18 protein-coding genes and 1 tRNA gene are annotated in these 19461 nt (G+C 60.0%); 13 read left to right on the top strand and 6 right to left on the bottom strand.

The window, feature by feature from the left end; all coding sequences use genetic code 11:
* Positions 1 to 42: 42 nt before the first annotated feature.
* The 9 genes from hflX to KI810_RS11790 all read left to right on the top strand — a co-directional run bounded on the left by hflX (position 43) and on the right by KI810_RS11790 (position 9957).
* Positions 43 to 1665: a GTPase HflX gene (hflX, locus tag KI810_RS11750; protein ID WP_214175878.1), complete on the top strand. Its 1623-nt coding sequence runs from the start codon at positions 43 to 45 to the stop codon at positions 1663 to 1665.
* 162 nt (positions 1666 to 1827) lie between these two features.
* Positions 1828 to 3309: a lytic transglycosylase domain-containing protein gene (locus KI810_RS11755; protein WP_214175744.1), complete on the top strand. Its 1482-nt coding sequence runs from the start codon at positions 1828 to 1830 to the stop codon at positions 3307 to 3309.
* Between the two features lie 21 nt (positions 3310 to 3330).
* A complete protein-coding gene (locus KI810_RS11760; protein WP_214175745.1) occupies positions 3331 to 4056 on the top strand; it encodes a tetratricopeptide repeat protein in 726 nt (241 codons plus the stop codon).
* 74 nt (positions 4057 to 4130) lie between these two features.
* Positions 4131 to 5345, top strand: a complete 1215-nt coding sequence (locus KI810_RS11765; protein ID WP_214175746.1) for a DUF401 family protein — start codon at positions 4131 to 4133, stop codon at positions 5343 to 5345.
* Positions 5346 to 5409: 64 nt separating this feature from the next.
* On the top strand, positions 5410 to 6270 hold the full coding sequence (locus tag KI810_RS11770) for an OmpA family protein (protein WP_214175747.1): 861 nt from the start codon (positions 5410 to 5412) through the stop codon (positions 6268 to 6270).
* 51 nt (positions 6271 to 6321) lie between these two features.
* Positions 6322 to 7035 carry a Smr/MutS family protein gene (locus KI810_RS11775; protein ID WP_214175748.1) on the top strand — a complete coding sequence of 238 codons (714 nt, stop codon included), beginning with the start codon at positions 6322 to 6324 and terminating at the stop codon, positions 7033 to 7035.
* Between the two features lie 33 nt (positions 7036 to 7068).
* Positions 7069 to 7953 carry a DUF362 domain-containing protein gene (locus KI810_RS11780; RefSeq protein ID WP_214175749.1) on the top strand — a complete coding sequence of 295 codons (885 nt, stop codon included), beginning with the start codon at positions 7069 to 7071 and terminating at the stop codon, positions 7951 to 7953.
* A gap of 33 nt (positions 7954 to 7986) precedes the next feature.
* A complete protein-coding gene (locus tag KI810_RS11785; RefSeq protein ID WP_214175750.1) occupies positions 7987 to 8367 on the top strand; it encodes a GxxExxY protein in 381 nt (126 codons plus the stop codon).
* A 39-nt stretch (positions 8368 to 8406) separates the two neighbouring features.
* On the top strand, positions 8407 to 9957 hold the full coding sequence (locus KI810_RS11790) for a 4Fe-4S binding protein (RefSeq protein ID WP_214175751.1): 1551 nt from the start codon (positions 8407 to 8409) through the stop codon (positions 9955 to 9957).
* Positions 9958 to 10127: 170 nt separating this feature from the next.
* Here the strand turns inward: KI810_RS11790 and KI810_RS11795 are convergent, their stop codons facing one another.
* Positions 10128 to 12020 carry a FecR family protein gene (locus KI810_RS11795; RefSeq protein WP_214175752.1) on the bottom strand — a complete coding sequence of 631 codons (1893 nt, stop codon included), beginning with the start codon at positions 12018 to 12020 and terminating at the stop codon, positions 10128 to 10130.
* A 152-nt stretch (positions 12021 to 12172) separates the two neighbouring features.
* On the opposite strand from KI810_RS11795, the gene fusA reads away from it, so the two are divergent.
* On the top strand, positions 12173 to 14236 hold the full coding sequence (gene fusA, locus KI810_RS11800; protein WP_214175753.1) for an elongation factor G: 2064 nt from the start codon (positions 12173 to 12175) through the stop codon (positions 14234 to 14236).
* An 83-nt stretch (positions 14237 to 14319) separates the two neighbouring features.
* Here the strand turns inward: fusA and KI810_RS11805 are convergent, their stop codons facing one another.
* The 3 genes from KI810_RS11805 to KI810_RS11815 form a co-directional block, all read right to left on the bottom strand.
* The gene (locus tag KI810_RS11805) at positions 14320 to 14526 is read right to left on the bottom strand and encodes a hypothetical protein (protein WP_214175754.1); all 207 of its coding nucleotides are present in this window, start codon (positions 14524 to 14526) and stop codon (positions 14320 to 14322) included.
* A 293-nt stretch (positions 14527 to 14819) separates the two neighbouring features.
* Positions 14820 to 15620 (bottom strand): alpha/beta fold hydrolase, encoded by an 801-nt coding sequence (locus KI810_RS11810; protein ID WP_214175755.1) that lies wholly within the window; start codon positions 15618 to 15620, stop codon positions 14820 to 14822.
* Positions 15621 to 15630: 10 nt separating this feature from the next.
* Positions 15631 to 16278 (bottom strand): YkgJ family cysteine cluster protein, encoded by a 648-nt coding sequence (locus KI810_RS11815; protein WP_246525558.1) that lies wholly within the window; start codon positions 16276 to 16278, stop codon positions 15631 to 15633.
* A 22-nt stretch (positions 16279 to 16300) separates the two neighbouring features.
* Here KI810_RS11815 and KI810_RS11820 point away from each other — a divergent pair, with 22 nt between their 5' ends.
* Positions 16301 to 16663 carry a PilZ domain-containing protein gene (locus KI810_RS11820; RefSeq protein ID WP_214175756.1) on the top strand — a complete coding sequence of 121 codons (363 nt, stop codon included), beginning with the start codon at positions 16301 to 16303 and terminating at the stop codon, positions 16661 to 16663.
* Positions 16664 to 16975: 312 nt separating this feature from the next.
* Here the strand turns inward: KI810_RS11820 and KI810_RS11825 are convergent, their stop codons facing one another.
* Positions 16976 to 17398 carry a hypothetical protein gene (locus KI810_RS11825; protein WP_214175757.1) on the bottom strand — a complete coding sequence of 141 codons (423 nt, stop codon included), beginning with the start codon at positions 17396 to 17398 and terminating at the stop codon, positions 16976 to 16978.
* Between the two features lie 589 nt (positions 17399 to 17987).
* On the opposite strand from KI810_RS11825, the gene KI810_RS11830 reads away from it, so the two are divergent.
* Positions 17988 to 18230, top strand: coding sequence for a hypothetical protein (locus tag KI810_RS11830; protein ID WP_214175758.1), 243 nt, complete (start codon positions 17988 to 17990; stop codon positions 18228 to 18230).
* The gene (locus tag KI810_RS11835) at positions 18193 to 19329 is read left to right on the top strand and encodes a tyrosine-type recombinase/integrase (protein WP_214175759.1); all 1137 of its coding nucleotides are present in this window, start codon (positions 18193 to 18195) and stop codon (positions 19327 to 19329) included. The genes KI810_RS11830 and KI810_RS11835 overlap by 38 nt, the downstream gene beginning before the upstream one ends.
* 13 nt (positions 19330 to 19342) lie before the next feature.
* Here KI810_RS11835 and KI810_RS11840 read toward each other — a convergent pair.
* Positions 19343 to 19417 (bottom strand) — tRNA-Thr (locus KI810_RS11840).
* Positions 19418 to 19461 lie beyond the last annotated feature (44 nt).

The following is a 19461-nucleotide window of genomic DNA, read 5'->3' on the forward strand; positions in this document are numbered from 1 at the left end:
AGAGGGAAGTCTATCAAACAGCTCCATGGCAACCTCACCGGCCTGAAGCCAAGCCAGCTCAAAGGGATCGAGCGCCTCTACCGGCGCCGTCTCGGGGTCAATGACGTGGTTTCCCCCGACATGGCGCGGGAACTGGCCGAGCTGTCCCGCGATGTCCGGCGTCAGATAGGTGTCCTGGCCAACCGGTTCGGCGAGGTCGAGTATGTCATCGTCGGCGACGAGCGGGGGCTTCTCATCCCGGAACTCTCCGACTATCCCCTCGGCAAGAAGCTCCTGCGCGGCCTGCGGCTCATCCACACCCATCTGAAGGGCGAACCCCTCACCGACGACGACCTTACCGACCTGGCCATGCTCCGGTTCGACCTGATCACGGCCCTCCTTCTCAACCCGAACGACACGATGATCGCCATCCAGAATGCCAGCCTGACCCCTTCCGCACCCGCCGCCGCTCCTTACCTCGTCGATCCACCCCAGCCCTTGAGCCGATTTCAGCTGGATTTCGCCGCGTTCGTTGCCGAGCGGGAAAGCGCCCTGCAGCGTGCCGCCAAAGGGGCCAGGGAGGTGCGGGGGGGGGAGGAGCGGGGAATCCTCATTTCGGTAACCAGCCAGCCGCCGGGAGAGGCGGCCGATTCCATGGAGGAACTGAAGGAGCTCGCACGCACCGCCGGCGTGGAGGTGCTGGACACCCTGATTCAGAGACCGCGTCAGTTCAACCCCCGCTACCTCATGGGGGAAGGGAAGATGCGCGAAGTAGTGATACGCGCACTCCAGCTCGGCGCTACCCTTCTGGTATTCGACCAGGAACTTTCTCCGGCCCAGGTCCGTTCCATCTCGGAAATGACCGAGCTGAAAGTCATCGACCGGAGCCAGCTGATCCTCGACATATTCGCCCGCCGGGCAACGAGCCTGGACGGGAAGGTGCAGGTGGAGCTGGCCCAGCTCAAGTACCTGCTGCCGCGCCTGACCGGGAGGGGGGTGCAGATGTCCCGCCTCATGGGGGGGATCGGCGGGCGCGGGCCGGGTGAAACAAAACTCGAAGTGGACCGGCGCCGGATTCGCGACCGGATCGCCAAGCTGGAGAGGGAGCTGGCCGAGCTGTCCCATGGCCGCTACCAGCGCCGCCAGAAACGGGTCCGCTCCGGCCTCCCCATCGTCTCCATCGTCGGCTATACCAATGCGGGTAAATCGACCCTCCTCAACACCCTTACCCGGAGCGACGTCTTCACCGAGAACCTCCTCTTCGCCACCCTCGACACCTCTACCCGCCGCCTCCGCTTCCCCCGGGAGCGGGAGGTGATCATCACCGACACGGTCGGCTTCATCCGCTCCCTTCCCCGCTCTCTCATGGGGGCCTTCAAGGCCACCCTGGAGGAACTCCAGGATGCCGATCTCCTCCTGCACCTGGTGGACTGCGCCAACCCCCGCTGCGAGGAGCAGATCGGCCAGGTGGAACAGATACTGGAAGAGCTGGAGCTGGCCGACAAGCCGCGCATCCTGGTGTTCAACAAGAGTGACCAGCTTGCCGAGCTGAAACGGCGCGACCCCCTGTCGTTCATGAAGGTGCGCCAGTTGGCGCGCCGTTACGGGGCAATCAGTGTTTCCGCCCTTGATGACGCTACCCTGGAGCCGCTTCTGGCCGAAATGGAGCGGCGGTTCTGGTCGTGATGCCCTGATGGTAAAAGCTTTGCTGTCGTAATTGTCGCTTTATCCCCTCCCTGACCCGCTGTGCATCCCGATTGACAGCCCGGCGATTATTGACTATACTGACCCCTCCTCGCAGGCTGCCATGTAATGTGTTGTCCAGTCATGACAGTCCAGGGATACTCAATGAACAAAATTCTCTCATGTGTCATAGCCCTTCTGGTGGCGTCGCCGGTGCTGGCGGCGGAGCTGCCGTCCGGCGATGGGGAACCGAACCTCCTCGTTGCGGGACTCGTCATGTCCGGTGGTCAGTCGTCACCTCCTGCCGACGGGGCTGCCTCCTCCCGGGAATCCCGTCTGGGGCGGGCCCTTGAACTCCCGGCGACGGAACTCTATCCCTTCGACGAACAGGCCGAAGTGGCCGCCGATTTCGACCTGAAGCTGCCGGAAGAGGACCTGCCCGATTCGGACATCCCCCTCACCCTGAACGACAAGGTGCAGTACTTCCTGTCCTATTTCCAGGGGCGCGCCCGGCCCGTGTTCGCCCGCTGGCTTTCCCGTTCCGAGCGGTATCTGCCGATGATGAAAGAGGTGCTCCGCAAGGAGTCCCTGCCGGAAGATCTCGTCTACCTGGCCATGATCGAAAGCGGGTTCTCTCCCCATGCCTATTCGGTTGCGAGCGCCGTCGGCCCCTGGCAGTTCATGTCCGCCACCGGCAAACGCTATTCCCTGCGCATCGATGGCTGGATCGACGAGCGGCGGGACCCGCTCAAGTCGACGGTGGCCGCAGCACTCTACCTGAAAGAGCTTTACGGGCTGTTCAACAAGGACTGGTACCTGGCTGCGGCTGGCTACAACGCCGGCGAGAACAAGATTCTCCGGGCCATCGACATGTACAACAGCCGCGATTTCTGGCAGCTTTCCAAGGGGTCGTACCTGAAGCGGGAAACCAAGGACTACGTACCCAAGCTCCTGGCTGCCGCCATTATCGCCAAGGAGCCCCACAAGTACGGATTTGCCGACGTGGCCTACCTTCCCCCCATCGAGTTCGATACGGTTCCGATCCCGACCCAGACCGATCTCGACCTGGTGGCACGTCTCTGCGACGTTCCCCCCCAGATCCTCCGCGACCTGAACCCCGAACTGCGCCGGTGGGCCACCCCTCCCGATTACCCCGCTTATGAGCTGAAGCTGCCGAAGGGGAAGAAGGAGCTGTTCGCGGCCGAATACGCCAAGGTGCCCGAAGATAAGCGCTATACCCCCAAGGTCCTCTATACCCGTTACCGGATGAAGAAGGGGGATACCCTTGCCGGCGTGGCCAGTCGTTATGGTACCACCCCCCAGGTCCTGGCGGAACTGAACCGGCTGGGGAAGACGAAAAAGGTGCGCGGACGGGTGTTGACCATACCTGTTCAGCCCGACGCCCATGAGGCACCTGTCAGCGTTGCCGCCAAGAAGGATAGTCGGGAGTTCAACAAGTACTACACCGTGAAAAAAGGTGACACCCTGCATTCGCTGGCGAGGCGTTTCAACGTATCGACCAGCATTCTCTCCGCCTGGAACAACATCAAGGGCAAGATCGCCCTGCGGGCCGGCCGGCGCATCATCGTCGCCAAGTATGTAGAGAAATCGGGCGCCATGGTTCCCGTAGCGAATGAAAAATCGTAAGTCGGAAAGGATTTCCCACAGATGTATAATGCACTGATTTCCGCGGCGGTGGCCGTGGTTGTTTTCGTCGGGCTCATGCTTGCGGTCGGCACCTGGTGGATCGCCGCCCTGGTTTCGCCGCTGGTGGCCATGCTGGTCTTCTTCCTGATATCCCGCATTGTCATGAAAAAGGTCATGGCTGTCATGGAGACCGCCAATCGGGACCTCCAGGGGCAGCGGGTGGACAAGGCCATCTCCGAACTGAAAAGCGCCTTTGTCTACGGCAAGTGGCAGATGTACGTCACCGGCCAGCTCAACGCCCAGATCGGCATGATCTACTACATGAAGCGCGACTTCGGCAAGGCGTTCCCCTACCTGGAAAAATCGTTCTTCAAGAACTGGGTGGCCATGGGGATGCTCGCGGTCAGCTACATGAAGCGGAACAAGCCCGAAAAGATGAGGGAGACCTTCGAGAAGACGGTGCAGTGGAGCAGCAAGGAGTCCCTCCTCTGGAATGTCTACGCCTACTGCCTGACTGAAATCGGGGATACGGCAAAGGCCAAGGAAGTGCTGGAGCGGGGACTCAAGAAGCTCCCCGGCGACGAGCATCTGAAGGGGAACCTGGCCCTGCTCGGAGAAGGGAAGAAGATGAAGATGCGGGGCTTCGGCGACATGTGGTTCCAGTTCCACCTGGAGAGCATAGGCGCGATCCAGAAGCATCACGCCGCCGCCATGGGGGGCTCGAAGCGCCGGATCATCCGGAAATAGACGCCGGCACGGCAGCGTGAAAGAGACCTTCGGGTCTCTTTTTTGTTATACTCATATACGGTTTAAGGTGGCCTGTGGTTGATCTCATAAAAACTCTCGTGGTGCTGGCCGTTCTCGTGGTGCTCCTGCGCCGCAAGGTCTATCTGGGGACTGTCATGGCGGTGGGGTCGCTGCTGCTGGCGCTCCTCTACCTCACTCCGCCCCGGGCGTTTCTGGAGGGGGTATACCGGGCGCTGCTCGCTCCCCGCTCCCTGGAAATGACGGCGATGCTGGTCTTCACCATGATCATGGAGAACGTGCTCAGGAAGACCGGCACCCTGAAGCGGATGGTGGCGAGCCTGGCGGAAATCCTCCCCGACGGGCGCCTGATCATGGCGGCCATGCCGGCCATGATCGGCCTCCTGCCGTCCCCCGGCGGTGCGGTGTTCTCGGCGCCGATGGTGAGCGAGGCGGCTGCAGGGACCGAGATCGACGCCGACCAGAAGGCATTCATCAATTACTGGTATCGCCACATCTGGGAATACGTCTCGCCCCTCTACCCCGGCATCATCCTGGTATCCGGCCTGACTGGTCTCCACTACGCCAGCCTCTCCCTGGCCAATGCGCCCTTTGCGCTGTCGGTGGTGGGATGGGGGGCGCTCTTCTGTTTCGCGGGGGTCGGTCCGGTCAGGATCGCACGGGAGCGGACGGCGGGGCGGTGGAAGGCGTTCAGCGCGTTCCTCCTGGCGGTGGCTCCGATCCTCGTCACCCTGGTGCTCGTGGTGGTCCTGCGGGTCAATCCTGTGCCAGCCATGGGGGGCGTGGTGGTGTTTCTCTATCTGCTGCACCGCTATTCGCCGGCCAAAGTCTGGGAATCCCTGCGGGAGAGCGTCTCCCTGAAGGCCGTGTTTCTCGTGCTTGGCATCATGGTGTTCCAGGAGACCCTGCAGGTAACCGGCGCCCTCGACGGGGTATCGCGGTTTTTCACCAGCAGCGGGTTGCCACCCATCCTCATCATCGTGGCCATCCCGTTCCTGGCAGGGTTGATGACCGGCCTTACCATCGCCTACGTGGGGATCACCTTTCCGCTCCTCCTGCCGCTCATGGGGGGGGCGACACCGTCCCTCGGGCTTCTCGCGCTCGCCTTTGGGAGCGGATTTGCCGGTGTCATGCTGTCGCCGCTCCATCTCTGCCTCGTGCTGACCCGGGAATATTTCAATGCAGATATGGCAAAGGTCTACCACCGGCTCTGGGTGCCGTCCGCCCTAGTGCTGGCCGCTGCGGTCATCCCGCTCTGGCTGTTCCGGTAAAAAACTGCTGCCGTCTGATTTTTCATGGGGAGCTGATGCTCCTTGACAAACAAGGAGGTTTGACATGCTGAAAAAATCGCTGCTGCTGGTACTCTTTCTGGTGATCGCGGTTTCCCAGTGGGGATGCGTCTCCCTCGGGAGGTTCGAACAGAAGGAGCAGGAGGCACAGACCCTCGACAAGAACCTGCAGGAACTGCAGAAAAAATACCAGGAGCTCGGCAGCGAAAACGACGGGCTCAAGGCCCGGGTCGCCAAGCTGACGGGTGAGGCGGAAGGGCTTGTCAAGGAGAAGGAGAAACTGGCGGCCGACAACAGGGCTCTGGACAAGGTCCTCAAATCGTCCCAATCCGAATCCCTCGGCACGATTGTCGAACTGCGCCAGAAAATTGCCGACCTGGAGCGGGAGAACGCCCGTCTTCGGGACGACGTGTCCCGGCTCCAGAAGGCCAAGGAGGAAGAGGTCCAAAAGACCAGCAAGACCTACGAGGAGCTGCTGGAAAAGATGAAGGGGGAGATATCCAAGGGGGAAGTCACCATCTCCGAACTGAAGGGGAAGCTGACGGTGAACATGCTCAATGAGATCCTGTTCGACTCGGGCAAGGCCGAGGTCAAGGCGGAAGGGCTCGAAGTGCTGCAGAAAGTGGTTGATATCCTGAAAACCGTTCAGGATAAAGCGATCCGCATCGAGGGACATACGGACAACAATCAGATCGTCGGCGCCCTGACCAAAAAGTATGCTACCAACTGGGAACTGTCGGCAGCTCGGGCCATCAACGTGGCCAGATTCCTCCAGCAGCAGGGGATTGACCCGACCCTGCTGGGCGCGGTGGCGTACGGCGAGTACAAGCCGGTGGCGAGCAACGATACGCCGGAAGGCAAGGCGAAAAACCGGCGGATCGAGATCATTCTGGTGCCCAAGGATTAGCAGTCTGACGGCAGGGGCCTCTCGCTCCGCCCCTGCCAAGGTGGTTTTGCCATGAAAAAGGAAAAAAAGCGGCTGCCGAAACCGAAGGACTTCTCGGCAACGCCGTTCAAGTCCCTCAAGGGGTTTCAGGCTGATTCGCCGGCCCCGCCGCCCCCCGCCTCCAAACAGGCTCCTCCACCGGTGGCCGAGGATGACAGCGACCTCTTCCTGCGGGCGGTTGCCAATGTGCGTCCCCTCCAGGAAGAACCGGAACGGCCCCGCCCGCAGAAACCCGCAGTTCCGCCGAAGGCGCGGTTCGAGGCGGCCGACCGACAGGTTTTTCTTGAGGCCATCGAAGAGCTGCGGCTGGACGTGAACTTTCGCGACGAGCTGCCGGACGACGTGGTGCCCCTCAAGCCGCTCCCCGTGAACAGGATGCGCCAACTCCGGCGGGGGGCGCTCCGGATCGACTACGAACTCGACCTGCACGGCATGACCCGGGACGAGGCCCTGGAGAGCCTGGCCCACTTCATTGCCGGCGCTCACAAGCGGGGTCAGAAGGCAGTGCTCGTCATAACGGGCAAGGGGAACAACTCCCCCGACGAACCGGTGCTCCAGGGTGCGGTTTCCAGCTGGCTGCGGGACCGGGGGAAGGGGATGGTGGCCGAGTTCGTCCCGGCACCGCGCCAGATGGGGGGAAACGGAGCGTTCGTGGTGTTTTTGCGGGACAAAGCAGGGGACCAGGAACTAGGAGCCAGGGACCGGGGACCGGGGATCAGGAACTAGGAGCCAGGGACCAGGGATTGAACGGGAGGGAGTATGGACAGAAGGTCGTTTCTCAGGGTTCTCGGGTTGTCCTATCTGTTTCATCGCTGGTTGCTGCGTGACCTGGCTGCCGCCGGGGGGCCCGTGCTGGCCGTGGCTGAAGGGGCCGACTATGGGCGCATAACCCGCCAGGCAATCAATGCCCTCGGCGGGATGGGGCGCTTCGTGAAGCCGGGACAGACGGTGGTGGTGAAGCCCAACATGGGGTGGGACCGGAATGCAGAGCAGGGGGCCAACACCCATCCCCTCGTGGTCAAGGCGGTGGTAGAGGAATGCCTGAAGGCGGGGGCGAAAAAGGTCAAGGTCTTCGACCGGACCTGCAACGACGAGCGGCGCTGCTATATCAATAGCGGCATCGAGCCGGCCCTCAGGGGGATGAAGAACGTGGAGGTGAAGCATATCGAGGATGAACGCTTCCGCAAAGTCCCCATCGCCAACGGCGCGGTCCTCAAGCAGTGGGAGCTTTACGACGAAGCGCTCGGCGCCGATGTCTTCATCAACGTCCCGGTTGCCAAGCACCACGGTCTCACCAGGCTCACCCTCGGGCTCAAGAACGTCATGGGGGTGATGGGGGGGAACCGGGGGAGCATCCACAAGAACATCGACGGTGCCCTGGCGGACATCAACAGCGTCCTGAAGAGCCACCTGGTGGTGATCGACGCCACCCGTGTCCTGACGGCTCACGGTCCCCAAGGTGGAGACTTGCGGGACGTGAAGGTGCTGAACAAGGTGATAGCCGGTACCGACATCGTGGCGGCCGATGCCTACGCCACCACCCTCTTCGGCCTCAAGCCCGCCGACATTGCCGTTACCGTGGCGGCACACAAGCGGGGGCTGGGGGAGATGGACCTTCGCAAGGTACGAATTATAAAAGCTTGACGCAAAGGCGCAAGGACGCAAAGAAAATACTCCATGACAGACAACGAGATAAGTCGGCACATTGTTGATTGTGCGATCGAAGTGCATCGAACCCTTGGTGGCCCGGGATTGCTGGAAAGCGTGTATGAGGAAGCTCTGGCCTGGGAACTTCGACAGCGTGGTCTTAACGCCCAGAGTCAGATCCAGGTGCCGGTCAGCTATAAAGGGAACAAGCTTGCTGCTCCACTCCGTCTCGACCTGCTGGTGAATGGCAGGGGCGTTGTTGAGGTCAAATCGACAATTGACTATAATCCCATATTCGAGGCGCAGGCACTCACCTATCTGCGGCTTCTTGATCTGAAACTTGCCCTGGTCGTCAATTTCGGCGAACAGTATGTCAGAAACGGCATTCATCGTGTTGTCCATGGCCTTTGACTCCCTTTGCGCCTCTGCGCCTTTGCGTCGAGTTTGACCATGCGTCACACTTCGTCCCGCATATCCCAGCTCTTCTTTCTCGCCCTCTTTCTGGTGCTCTTCCTCATGACCGAATACCGGGGGAGCGACCGGATCGGGGTGGCGGTGAATGCCTTCTTCCGGGCCAATCCCCTGACGGCGGCGAGCACCCTGCTGGCGGTAAAGGGGTGGGTGCCGTTCCTCCTCCCCGGCGTGATCGTCCTCGTCCTGTCCGTCCTTCTCGGCCGTTTCTTCTGCGGCTGGCTCTGTCCCCTCGGCACCGTCCTCGATCTCGTTACCGGCCGTATCCGCAAGACCGCGCCGCTCACCTGGCTGAAAGGGAGCGTGAAGTACTGGCTCCTCCTGCCGCTTCTCGTCGCGTCGCTGTTGAATCTCAACCTGGCCGGGCTCCTCGACCCCATCGCCATCCTCGTCCGGGCGCTCACCTTCTTCGTTCATCCCCTCCTGGGCGAGACGGTCCGCTCCGGCTGGGTCGGCCTCTATCGGGTCTTCGGGGAGGGGCGCGATGTCCTCGATCCGGGGTACCGCTTCCTCCGGGATTACCTCCTCCCGTTCCGGGACACCCTCTACCCCCTGGCCTTTCTCTCGGCCCTTGTCTTCATCCTCATCATCTTCCTGGAGCGCTTCGAGACCCGGAACTGGTGCCGCAACCTCTGCCCCCTCGGCACCCTGCTCGGACTCGTCGCCCGCCTCTCACCCTTCAGCCGGGTGCCGGCGAAGCTGTGCGCCGATTGCCAGGCATGTCGGGAGCTCTGCCCCACCTCATTTGATCGGGAGCTGCTCCAGAAAGAGGAGTGCATCCTCTGCATGGAGTGCCAGCTCCACTGCCCGAACCAACGGGTCCGGTTCCGCCTTGCCGGCTTCCAGCCGGCCGCGGGGGGACCGGTCATGGAGCGGCGGGTCCTGCTCGGCGGCCTGGTGGGGGGGCTGTTCCTGGCGAAGCTCTTCCGGTTCCGCGATCCCCAGTCCCAGGCGCGGCTGCTCCGGCCACCGGGGGTGCGAAGCGAAGGGGAATTCCTGGAGAAGTGCGTCCGCTGCGGGGAATGCATGAAAGTCTGCCTCCGGAGCGCCCTCTACCCCGCCCTGTCCCAGACAGGGATCGAAGGGCTCTATACGCCGGTACTCATACCCCGCCTCGGCTACTGCGAATACAACTGCACCCTCTGCGGCCAGGTCTGCCCCACGGGGGCGATCCCCGATCTGCCGGTTGCGGAGAAGAAGCGGGAGGTGATCGGCAAAGCAGTGTTCGACAAGAACCACTGTATTCCCTTTGCCCTCCGGAAGGAGTGCATCGTCTGCGAGGAGCACTGCCCCATCCCGCAGAAGGCGATCCGCTCCGAAGTGGTGACGGAGCGGGACTTCAGCGGCAGGCCGGTGACGGTGAAGAAGCCGTACGTGGTGGACGAACTCTGCAACGGCTGCGGCATCTGCGAGAATGTCTGCCCCTTGGAGGGGAAATCGGGAATCGAGGTGTTCGCGGTGAAGGACCGGACTCCTCTTCGGGAAGGGGGTTTGGAAAGCGGGGGAAAGGGCGGCGATCCGTATTCGTGAACATCACGGCGACGCAAAGGCGCGAAGACGCAAAAAAACTGAAAAAACAGAATGAAATACGGGAGAGCAGGTAGATTTGCAAAGCAGTGAAGTTCTTTGCGACTCTGCGTCTTTGCGTCAAAAGAAAAGGGGGCCGATAGTGCGGCCCCCTTTGTCGTTGGCGAGAGATGCTATCTGCCCGGCAGTTCCCGACGATGCATGGGCTGCTGGGGGCGGGATGGTGCAGGAGTCTCCTGGCGCTGGACAGCCGGTCGTTCCGCAGCCGGCAACTGGGCAGGGGCCGATGCCGGGCGTGAAGGGCGCTGAACCTCGGGCCGGACGGCGGCCGGTGCCGGAGGTGCCGCAGAACCTGCGCCAGGAAGTGGCTCCTGCCAGCGTGGTTCGCGGGGTGCCCCCCGTTCCGGCCGCGGTGTCAGTTTCTGCGACCCGCCGCGCACCTGGGGCGGGGCTTGGCGTGGCGCCTCCTGCTGACGGGGCTTCTCCGGCTTAACGGATTGCGGGACAGGTGCAGGTGCAGGAGTTGTTCTGGCCGCAGGGGGAGCAGGGGGAGCAGTGGGAGCAGGCTGAACTGCCGGTGCCGCCGGTTGGACCGAGGGGGGAGCGGGCTGCTGCCGTTCGCTTCGTGGTGTGGCCCTGCCTCCCTTGACCGGCTGCTGTGTCGGCAGGGCCGGATGCCGTTCGCGGATCATGGGTTGGGGCTCGTTCCGCTTCCTGACCGGCATTTCCGCTGCGGGACGTCCCCCCTTGAAGGCTGATCCCTTCTCTTCCCGCACCAGACTCCTCTCCTGCCTGATTTCATTGACGCTTATACGCCTGACCCTCTCCGGGGGACGTTTTGCTGCCGGGATGTCCCTGATGACCGGCATGCTGGTGGCCCGGGTCGGCCTGATGACGGGGGGGCCAGCCTCTATGTTTGTCGCGCGGAACAGGTTTCCCCTGACCCTGACCGGTTCTTTCCGGCCGGTCTGGAACGTGGTGCGGTTCACCACCGTGACGCCGTTGCGCGCGTTGATGTTCCGGTACTTCTGGACGACGGTCCGGTTGATGGTGGTGATGTTGGCGCTCCATGGTCCGTAGTAGCCACGGCCGTAGTAGATTTCACCAGGAGCCAGCGGCACCCAGCCGACGTAGGTCGGCGTGTGGACCCACCCCACGTAACCCGGCCCCCAGTAGACCGCGCCGATGGAGGGAGGAACCCAGCACCATCCCACGTTGGCCACGAAGGACCACCTGCCGTAATGGTAGGGGGCCCAGCCCCACGGTTCGTAGGATATCCAGACATAGTCCGCGCCGCGCCAGACCCAGCGGCCGACCTGGTAGGGGGCCCAGCTGACGGCGACGTTGAGGGGGGTCCAGCAGTAACCGTAGTCGGTGACATACACCCATCGCCCGTAGTCGTCCAGGTCATGGCTGTAGTCGTCCAGCTCCTCGGGGACGTAGCGCAGGCTCCGGTTGGACTGGGCGAGCTTGCGGTCACGCTCCCGGTTCCAGTTTTCCCACTGGTCCGGCGGGGGGAGGGGGGATATCTCCGCCGCCATGTCGGCTCCGAGGTGGAGGGTGGTGCCCGCCTCGATTCTGGTTGTCCCTTCCCTGCTCTCGGCAGCGGCGTACCCCTTGATGACCGCCACGTCGGTGCTGCCGTCCTGCATCACGTCGACCATCAGGAGGGTGTTGTCGTAGCATCTGACGGACGACAGGGGGGTGTCGATCTGGATCTGGTCGATTCCCCCCTTGCGGTTGTTGACATAGGCGTGGCCGCCGTTCAGGTAGAACTGGAACGCCTCCTCCTGGAACTGCACGAGGTCGAACGCCGTGGCCGAACCGAGGCGGATATAGATACCTCCCCGGAGTTGGATCTCGGTCCGGGCCCCTTCCGGCACCCAGATCCGGTCCCCTTCCTGGAGGGGCATGTTGATGGAGGCGGCGACCCAGTCCTGGGTGTCGCTGGTATAGATCTGGACGTCCCCCTTGATCAGGCTTATCCGCGCCTGGCCCAGGTCGGCGGCGTATGCGGCCCCCGGCAGGAGCGACAGGAGCACGACCAGCAGACGTAGCATCTTCATGATTTCCCTCCCTGACTTTGGTGGTGATATCCGTACATTGTAGCTCAGGTGGGAGAGAAGTAAATTAATGCTCCTCCCTCCCTCCCGTTTTCTGGTATCCTTAGTCGTGCGGTCGGCACGCGATCCCAATTAACCTGCTCCGGACCTATCCCATGGACCAGCCATCCCTTCAATCCATCCGCAACATCGGCATCATCTCCCACATCGACGCCGGCAAGACCACGGTGTCGGAACGGATCCTCTTCTACAGCGGTGAGACCCACAAGATGGGGGAGGTGCACGAGGGGCTGGCGGTGATGGACTGGATGCCCCAGGAACAGGAGCGGGGGATCACCATTACCGCCACCGCCACCAGTTGCCGCTGGCGGGAGTGCTGGATCAACCTGATCGATACCCCCGGCCACATCGACTTCACCATCGAGGTGGAACGGGCGCTGCGGGTGCTGGACGGGGCGGTCGCCATCTTCAGCGCCGTGGAGGGGGTCCAGCCCCAGAGCGAGTCGGTCTGGCGCCAGGCCGACCGTTACCGGGTCCCCCGCATCTGCTTCATCAACAAGCTCGACCGGGTCGGCGCCGACTACCGGGCTGTCCTCGGGCAGATGGGGAAGCGGCTCAACGCCCGCCTCCTCCTCCTCCAGCTTCCCGTCGGAAACGAGACCGGTTTCCGGGGGGTGATCGACCTCCTCTCCCAGGAACTCCTCTCCTTTACCGATGCCGACCAGGGGAAGACCGTGCTGCGGGAGCCGATCCCCTCCGATCTCGCGGAAGAGTCCCGCGCGGCCCGGGACGAACTGGTGGAGGCGGCGGCCGACTTCGACGATACCATCCTGGCCGATTACCTGGCCGGTGCCCAGGTGACGGCGGAGCGCCTCAAGGGTGCCGTCCGGCGGGGAACGCTGGAGTGTCGGCTGTTCCCGGTGTTTCTCGGCTCGGCCCTGCGCAACAAGGGGGTGCAGTCCCTGCTCGACGGGGTGGCCGACTACCTGCCGTCCCCCCTTGATCTGCCCCCCGTCCCTGCCCATCGGCCGACGGCGGGGGAGCGTGAGCTGCTGGCCTGCGATCCCCAGGCCCCCTTCTGCGCGCTCGCCTTCAAGGTCCTTGCCGATGAAGGGCGTAAGCTTACCTGGCTGCGCATCTATTCCGGCACGCTCAAGGCCGGCATGGCGCTGTTCAACAGTTCCCAGGGATGCTTCGAGAAGGCCGCCCGCCTGTTCCGGATGCACGCCCACAAACGTGAACAGCTGGAGACGGCCCGGGCCGGCGATATCGTGGCGGTGACAGGCCTCAAAGCGGCCCTGACCGGCGATACCCTCTGTACCCCCGACCACCAACTGGCCCTGGAGGGGCTGACCGTTCCCGAGCCGGTGGTATCCCTGGCGGTGGAGCCGCGGGGGACCGAGGACAAGGAGAAACTCCCCCCGGCCCTGGAAAAGCTGCAGTGGGAAGATCCCACCTTCCGGGTCCATGAGGATGCCGAAACCGGCCAGACGATCCTTACCGGCATGGGGGAACTGCACCTGGAGATCGTCACCGACAGGCTGGAGCGGGAGTTCGGGGTGGGGGTCAAGACCGGCCGTCCCCAGGTGGTCTACCGGGAGACCCTGACGAGGATGGTCGAGCGGCGCGAGGTGTTCCGCCGGGAATTCGAGGGTAAGGTGCAGGGTGGGGAGGTGCTGCTCCGGTTGACCCCCCTGGCGCGGGGTGAGGGGGTGCGGGTCGTGTTCTCACTTCCTCCGGAAGCGGTGGTGGCGAAGGAGTTGCGGAGCGCCCTGATGGACAGCCTCACCCAGGGCTGCGCCGCCGGCTGTCTGACCGGCTATCCCCTCACCGACCTGGAAGTGCGGGTTCTGGAAGCCCCCGTCGAGCCGGGGGTTACCACCGAGCAGGGGATGCGGGCTGCCGCCCAGCGGGGCTTGGTGATGTCCGCCCGGGAGGGTGGACCGGCTCTGCTGGAGCCGGTCATGGCGCTGGAGATCGTTTTCCCCCTCGACTGTTCCGGCAGGGTACTCGGCTCCCTCCAGCAGAAGCGGGGTCGGGTGGAGGGGCTCCAGACCCACGGGGAGATCGAGACCGTCCGGGCGCTGGTCCCCCTGGCCGAGATGTTCGGCTACATGACCGAGTTGCGGAGCGCCACCCGGGGCCGGGGCACCTTCACCATGGAGTTCGCCCGCTTCGAACCGGCGCCGGCCGACGTACAGCGGCGGTTCGGTCTGTAGAAAACGATGTGCAGCAGATAAAAAAACCGGGATACTCGCGAGAGCTCCCGGTTTTTTCGTTGCCTCTTTTTTCAGAGTTGCTGTTACGCGGCAAAACAGTACGTATCCTCTTCGGCACAGTCGGCGGTGGTTTCCAGAAACGTGGAATCCTCGATGACTTTGGATATGCCGTGATTGACGGACCACGTCGTCTCGCACACGTGGCACGTGTTGATGTTTTCGGCGAAATCATCCGTATGCAGGTTGATGCCAGCATACTCCCCGTGGGTCTTGCAAACCGGGCACTTCATTGCTCTACTCCTTTTATTCATAGCTTGATTTTAGTTAGACTATAATCTGTTGTTGAGTAAAAGGCAAGGGTTAATTTGAAAAAAATCAAATAAATTGAAATGTTACAGATGTATTGCGTTGTCAGTCAGACCGCTTTTTGTTTTTTGTTGATGCTAAAAATTTATCAAAACTATAACTGGCTGTAATGTTTGTTTTATTGTGGCAATAACAGAGTTCTATGTTTTTGCCGGGAGGTCGGCGGACTGGGCGGATTGTTTTGTCACAGATGTTCTGCGGAATGGCGATGAACGCTTTATGTCCGGGGGAGTGAGGCCAGAAAATCCAGGACCGGGGCGTTGAACGCCTTCACGTCCTCCAGGTTGGCCAGGTGGCCGGTTTCCGGGATGATGGCGAGCCGGCAGCCGGGGATGCCGGCGGCGATGGCACTGCTCGTCGCGGGGGGGGCGGCCTGGTCCTCCGCGGCGCCGATGGCCAGGGCGGGAAGATGAAAGCTACCGAGGAGCGGGGAATAGTCCTTCCGCTCGCGCATGGCGAGAAGCCCCCCCGCCAGGCCGACGGTGGCGTTTCCGACCATCCAGCCGTACACCTCTTCCACGAGCTTGGGGCGTTCCTCGGGGGTGCCGGGGGCGAAGAGGAGCTTTTCGAAGGAGTCGGCAACCACGTGGGGGCCGAACTTCCGGACGTCGTTGGCGAGTTGCAGCCGCCGGGCCTTCCCCGCCTCGTCGTCGGCGGTGGCGCGGGTGGTGATGAACAGCGCTCCTCTGACCCGCTCGGGGTAGCGCTCCAGCAGGTTGAAGAGGACGTATCCCCCCATGGACATCCCGCCGATGACCGCCTTCTCCACTTCCAGATGGTCCATCAGCCCTATCAGGTCGTCGGCGTACAGTTCCATGCTGTAGGGGCCGTCCGGTGCGTCGCTCTCGCCGAAGCCGCGCAGGTCGGGTGCGATGACCCGGTAGCCGGCCAGCGGCAGTTTGTTCCACTGGGGGCGCCACATCTTGCGGCAGAGGGGGAAGCCGTGGATGAGGATGACTGCCGGACCGCTGCCGGCGTCTTCGTAGGCGAGGTCGATACCGTTGATGAGGGCGTTCATGGTGGGCTCCTTACAGTTCCAGCAGCAGCGCTTCGGCGATGGTGTACCGCTCCCTGTCGGCGCGCCCAGCCGGGAAATACTCACGGCAGAACAGGGCATCCACCGCCACGAGGGCGGTATTGAGCCGTTCCAGGTCGATGACGGCGCTGCCGGGAAGATTGGTCACCCCCCTGAAGTTCTCCGGACAGAAATCGACCCGGGGGGTGCCGTCCAGCCGGGTAAGCAGGGGGAGACCGTGGGTGCGGCAGATAAGGGGGCGGGCGGCGTAGAGGAGGCAGCGTTCGTCCATGAGCAGGGGGCACGGGCCGTCCGGTGCCGACTGTCGTGCCCGGTTGCGGATCATGTCGGCCAAATCGGGGGGAAGCCCGTGCAGTGCCACGGCGAGGGCCACGGCTTCCACCGGCAGAAGGGTCAGGTGCCGGCAGCATCCGGCGCATCCGGCCCGGCAGACGATCTCTTCGGGGAATTTCTCGCCGATGCCGGCGCACAGCTCGTCTACCCGGCAGATCAGATCCCGGTAGTTTTTCAGCAGGTCATGGGGTGACGGGGTTGTCTCCATGGCTGCAGGATAACCGCAAACCGGGCAGCAGGTCAAGGGGGTGGGCGTCTCCGGCAGGCGGTGCTTGCCAATAGCCGCCGGTATCGGTATAGTGTTCAAAAACCACGGACAGGGGGATGGTATGACGGAGATGAGACGCTTCAGCCGCGTGAACTTCGATGCGGAGAGTTTCGTGGAGTTCGGCGGGGTCCGCGGGGAGGCCCACCTTATGGACATTTCCCTCAGGGGGGCGCTGATCGCCGCCGGCGACCACCCCTCCGTCAAGCTCGGCGACCCCTGCAAGCTCACCATCCACCTGGACGGCAGCAACGTCGTGCTCAGGTTCGAGGCCCAGGTGGTGCACATGGAGGATGATGCCATCGGCGTGAAGTTCGTGCGGGAGGACCTGGACACCATGATCCACCTGCGCAAGCTGATGGAGTACAACACCGCCGATCCCGACGAAATCCGCAAGGAGCTGGGGTTCCTGATCGATGCCCCCTGAAAGGAAAAGAACGGGAAAAGTAAAGGGTCGTTCCCGGAGGGAAACGACCCTTTTTTCGTGGAGCCGATGAGCGGATTTGAACCGCTGACCTGCTGATTACGAAACCTGTCTATGATGTATTCAATGGAATGTATTTTGTCCTAAGTAGTGATAAATTTAGGCATATTTACAAATTAACCTTTAACAGTTTAGCAAACTTTACCCTTTGTCCCTGAGCATTTAGTTCACAATTGGTTCACAATCAAGGCAGACGGATTGATTCCGATCTGCCTTTTTTTAACTGTTAAACCCAAATATTTGTAAGTTAACAATTTAAGCATTTTGTCCGTCATTGTAATTTGCTTTAAGAGAATTTTTTCTATATTCTAATTCGACAATTCCATCTTGTTTATTCTGTTTTAATCCCGATTTGATAATTAATAATGTGCTAACCGGCCCCATAAAAACACTTAATATTAGTGAACTGCAAAAAGTTTGGCATATTAATGATGTCGTAAGTTCCTTGCTTTCTACAATAACGAGTCTATCAAGATTAAACCGCATGCTATCAGCACATCCCAAGACAACAGATGTTATGTATAACGAGACTAGATAATTTTTGTAATTCAACTGTATGATTTCCAAAATAGTAATGTATGAAAACAAGGATATTGCAGACATGATATACAAAATAACACCAATGCCAAACACAAGCGTGATAATACCCCAAAATGATTCGTAGATTTTTTCCATCATTTTAACCTCCTTAATAAATCGGTATGAAAGTTAACCAAATGGTTACAGTTCATGCATCAACATCAGGAGTTTTGTCCTATCTCACACGCAATCTACAGTAAGTGTGACCCTTGAATCTGTTCTTGCTGGCAGATTGGATTCTTGTAATCTATAAATGTTTATGGCGTATTGCAAGCAATAAAGTGACCCCGGCGATGCATTTTGCCGTGATCTGAGGTAACGTCTTAGGATTTCTGGCGTCGACCAATGCCCTTTTATTTTGGCTGTGGAAAATGTCAATAGCTCGATCTTCCCCATATCAAACTAGGCAATGTTTTGAAATTCCGCCAGTCAACCATTGATCGCTGGATTGAATCCCTCTCTAGGCCAGAAAGTAGTACCCCTCCCTCTACCTTCGTCAAACGACTCCGAAAGCATTCGCACTCTTGATGTTAAATCAAGTGACATTCTAAATTCACTCTATATAAACAGCCAGTTAAAAGCTGTTGTGAAGTGAATTGTGAACCATTCACCCCCTTGCAATATTCAACTGAGTTGAGTATACTTATCCCGTGAACTGAATGCCTACGGGATGAAGGGAGGTGAACTAATGAAATGGACCCCAGCGGCAATCAAAGATTTTCAAATCAGGCATGGTCTAAAGGCGGTAGACGCAGCGGATATGCTCGGAATAACCCAAGCCCATTTTTTCTATCTGATCAAAGGCGAAAGGGAGCCAAGCAATATTTTGTGCAAGCTATTAGACTGTCTGGATGAAAAGTTGATTGCCGCGAGGCCAGAAATGGAGACCCGTAATGGCGCGTCAATCGAAAGGGATTTACAAGAGGGGTAATACATATTGGATTTGTTACAAAACGCTCGATGGTATGGTCAGGGAATCGACCCATTCAACTAGGCTAAAGGATGCTGAAGCTCTTCTGACAACAAGGCGAAATGAGGTCCTTGAAGGCAGAACGCCAATGATTCGGAAGATTCAGAACCCGACCTTTGCCGAAATGGTGGAGAAGTACAAAGAGTTTGTGTCCGGGCAAAAATCGTACACATGGAAAAAGTACATGCTCCGCCAACTTGTTAAGGAGTTCGGCAACGTGAAGTTGAACAACTTCTCAGTCGAACTGCTCGAAAGGTTTCGGTCAAAACTGCTCAGGGAAGGTCTAGACTCTTTATCAAGCAGGGTTGTATATGGAAAAAAGAAACCCGTAAGACCTGCCACGGCAAACCGATTCTTTGCCTTGATCAGTCATGTATTCACCAAGGCATACGAATGGGAGTTGTGTACTGAAGAAGTGTTGAAGAGAATCCGCAAGGTAAAGCTTTTGAGGGAGAATAACCAGCGTACTGAATTTCTGAGCCTAGAGGAAAGCAAGGAGCTAACAGAGGCATGTGATTTGACCACGGATACCAAGTACCTCAAGCCGATCATCACCTTTGCTTTGAATAGCGGGTGTCGTAAGGAGGAAGTCTTGGGGCTGAAGTGGGAGCATGTCGATCTTAGGCATGGGAGGATTACGTTGACTGAAACCAAGAACGGGGAGAAGAGGATGATCCCCATCAATTCAACCTTGAGGGAGACCTTGCAAGGGATCGTCAGGCATATCAGCTCACCCTATGTGTTTTGCGATGCCAAGGGGAATCGTTACAACGATATCCGCAAGACCTTTGAAAAGGCATGCAAAAGGATAGGGCGCTCAGGTCTGCACTTCCACGATCTCCGCCATACCTACGCAAGCCAGCTTGTCATGTTGGGAGTTGATCTGACAACGGTATCTAGACTTTTGGGGCATAAGAGCCTGACCATGACCCTGCGTTACAGTCATCTTGCCCCCAACCATCTTGATGATGCCGTTGAACGGCTGGCGGTAAGCATGAATGGTGTTACTTCACAATTAGTGCACAATGGGCAAGAAAAAAGGGTTAGCCTTGTGAGCTAACCCATTGATTTGCTGGAGCCGATGAGCGGATTTGAACCGCTGACCTGCTGATTACGAATCAGCTGCACTACCCCTGTGCTACATCGGCCAATAATTGCTCTAAATCAGCCATTACTTTCTAGCGTATTTTTC

The sequence above is a fragment of the Geomobilimonas luticola genome, from assembly GCF_018476905.1.
Taxonomy (GTDB): Bacteria; Desulfobacterota; Desulfuromonadia; order Geobacterales; family Geobacteraceae; genus Geomobilimonas; species Geomobilimonas luticola.

Bases quoted from the DNA above. Each gene is read 5' to 3' on its own strand.
- KI810_RS11835 (WP_214175759.1), top strand. From the start codon at position 18,193: ATGGCGCGTCAATCGAAAGGGATTTACAAGAGGGGTAATACATATTGG.
- KI810_RS11770 (WP_214175747.1), top strand. From the start codon at position 5,410: ATGCTGAAAAAATCGCTGCTGCTGGTACTCTTTCTGGTGATCGCGGTT.
- KI810_RS11755 (WP_214175744.1), top strand. From the start codon at position 1,828: ATGAACAAAATTCTCTCATGTGTCATAGCCCTTCTGGTGGCGTCGCCG.
- KI810_RS11790 (WP_214175751.1), top strand. From the start codon at position 8,407: ATGCGTCACACTTCGTCCCGCATATCCCAGCTCTTCTTTCTCGCCCTC.
- KI810_RS11810 (WP_214175755.1), bottom strand. From the start codon at position 15,620: ATGAACGCCCTCATCAACGGTATCGACCTCGCCTACGAAGACGCCGGC.
- KI810_RS11825 (WP_214175757.1), bottom strand. From the start codon at position 17,398: ATGATGGAAAAAATCTACGAATCATTTTGGGGTATTATCACGCTTGTG.
- fusA (WP_214175753.1), top strand. From the start codon at position 12,173: ATGGACCAGCCATCCCTTCAATCCATCCGCAACATCGGCATCATCTCC.
- KI810_RS11775 (WP_214175748.1), top strand. From the start codon at position 6,322: ATGAAAAAGGAAAAAAAGCGGCTGCCGAAACCGAAGGACTTCTCGGCA.
- KI810_RS11785 (WP_214175750.1), top strand. From the start codon at position 7,987: ATGACAGACAACGAGATAAGTCGGCACATTGTTGATTGTGCGATCGAA.
- KI810_RS11805 (WP_214175754.1), bottom strand. From the start codon at position 14,526: ATGAAGTGCCCGGTTTGCAAGACCCACGGGGAGTATGCTGGCATCAAC.
- KI810_RS11760 (WP_214175745.1), top strand. From the start codon at position 3,331: ATGTATAATGCACTGATTTCCGCGGCGGTGGCCGTGGTTGTTTTCGTC.
- KI810_RS11795 (WP_214175752.1), bottom strand. From the start codon at position 12,020: ATGAAGATGCTACGTCTGCTGGTCGTGCTCCTGTCGCTCCTGCCGGGG.
- KI810_RS11820 (WP_214175756.1), top strand. From the start codon at position 16,301: ATGACGGAGATGAGACGCTTCAGCCGCGTGAACTTCGATGCGGAGAGT.
- KI810_RS11780 (WP_214175749.1), top strand. From the start codon at position 7,069: ATGGACAGAAGGTCGTTTCTCAGGGTTCTCGGGTTGTCCTATCTGTTT.
- KI810_RS11830 (WP_214175758.1), top strand. From the start codon at position 17,988: ATGAAATGGACCCCAGCGGCAATCAAAGATTTTCAAATCAGGCATGGT.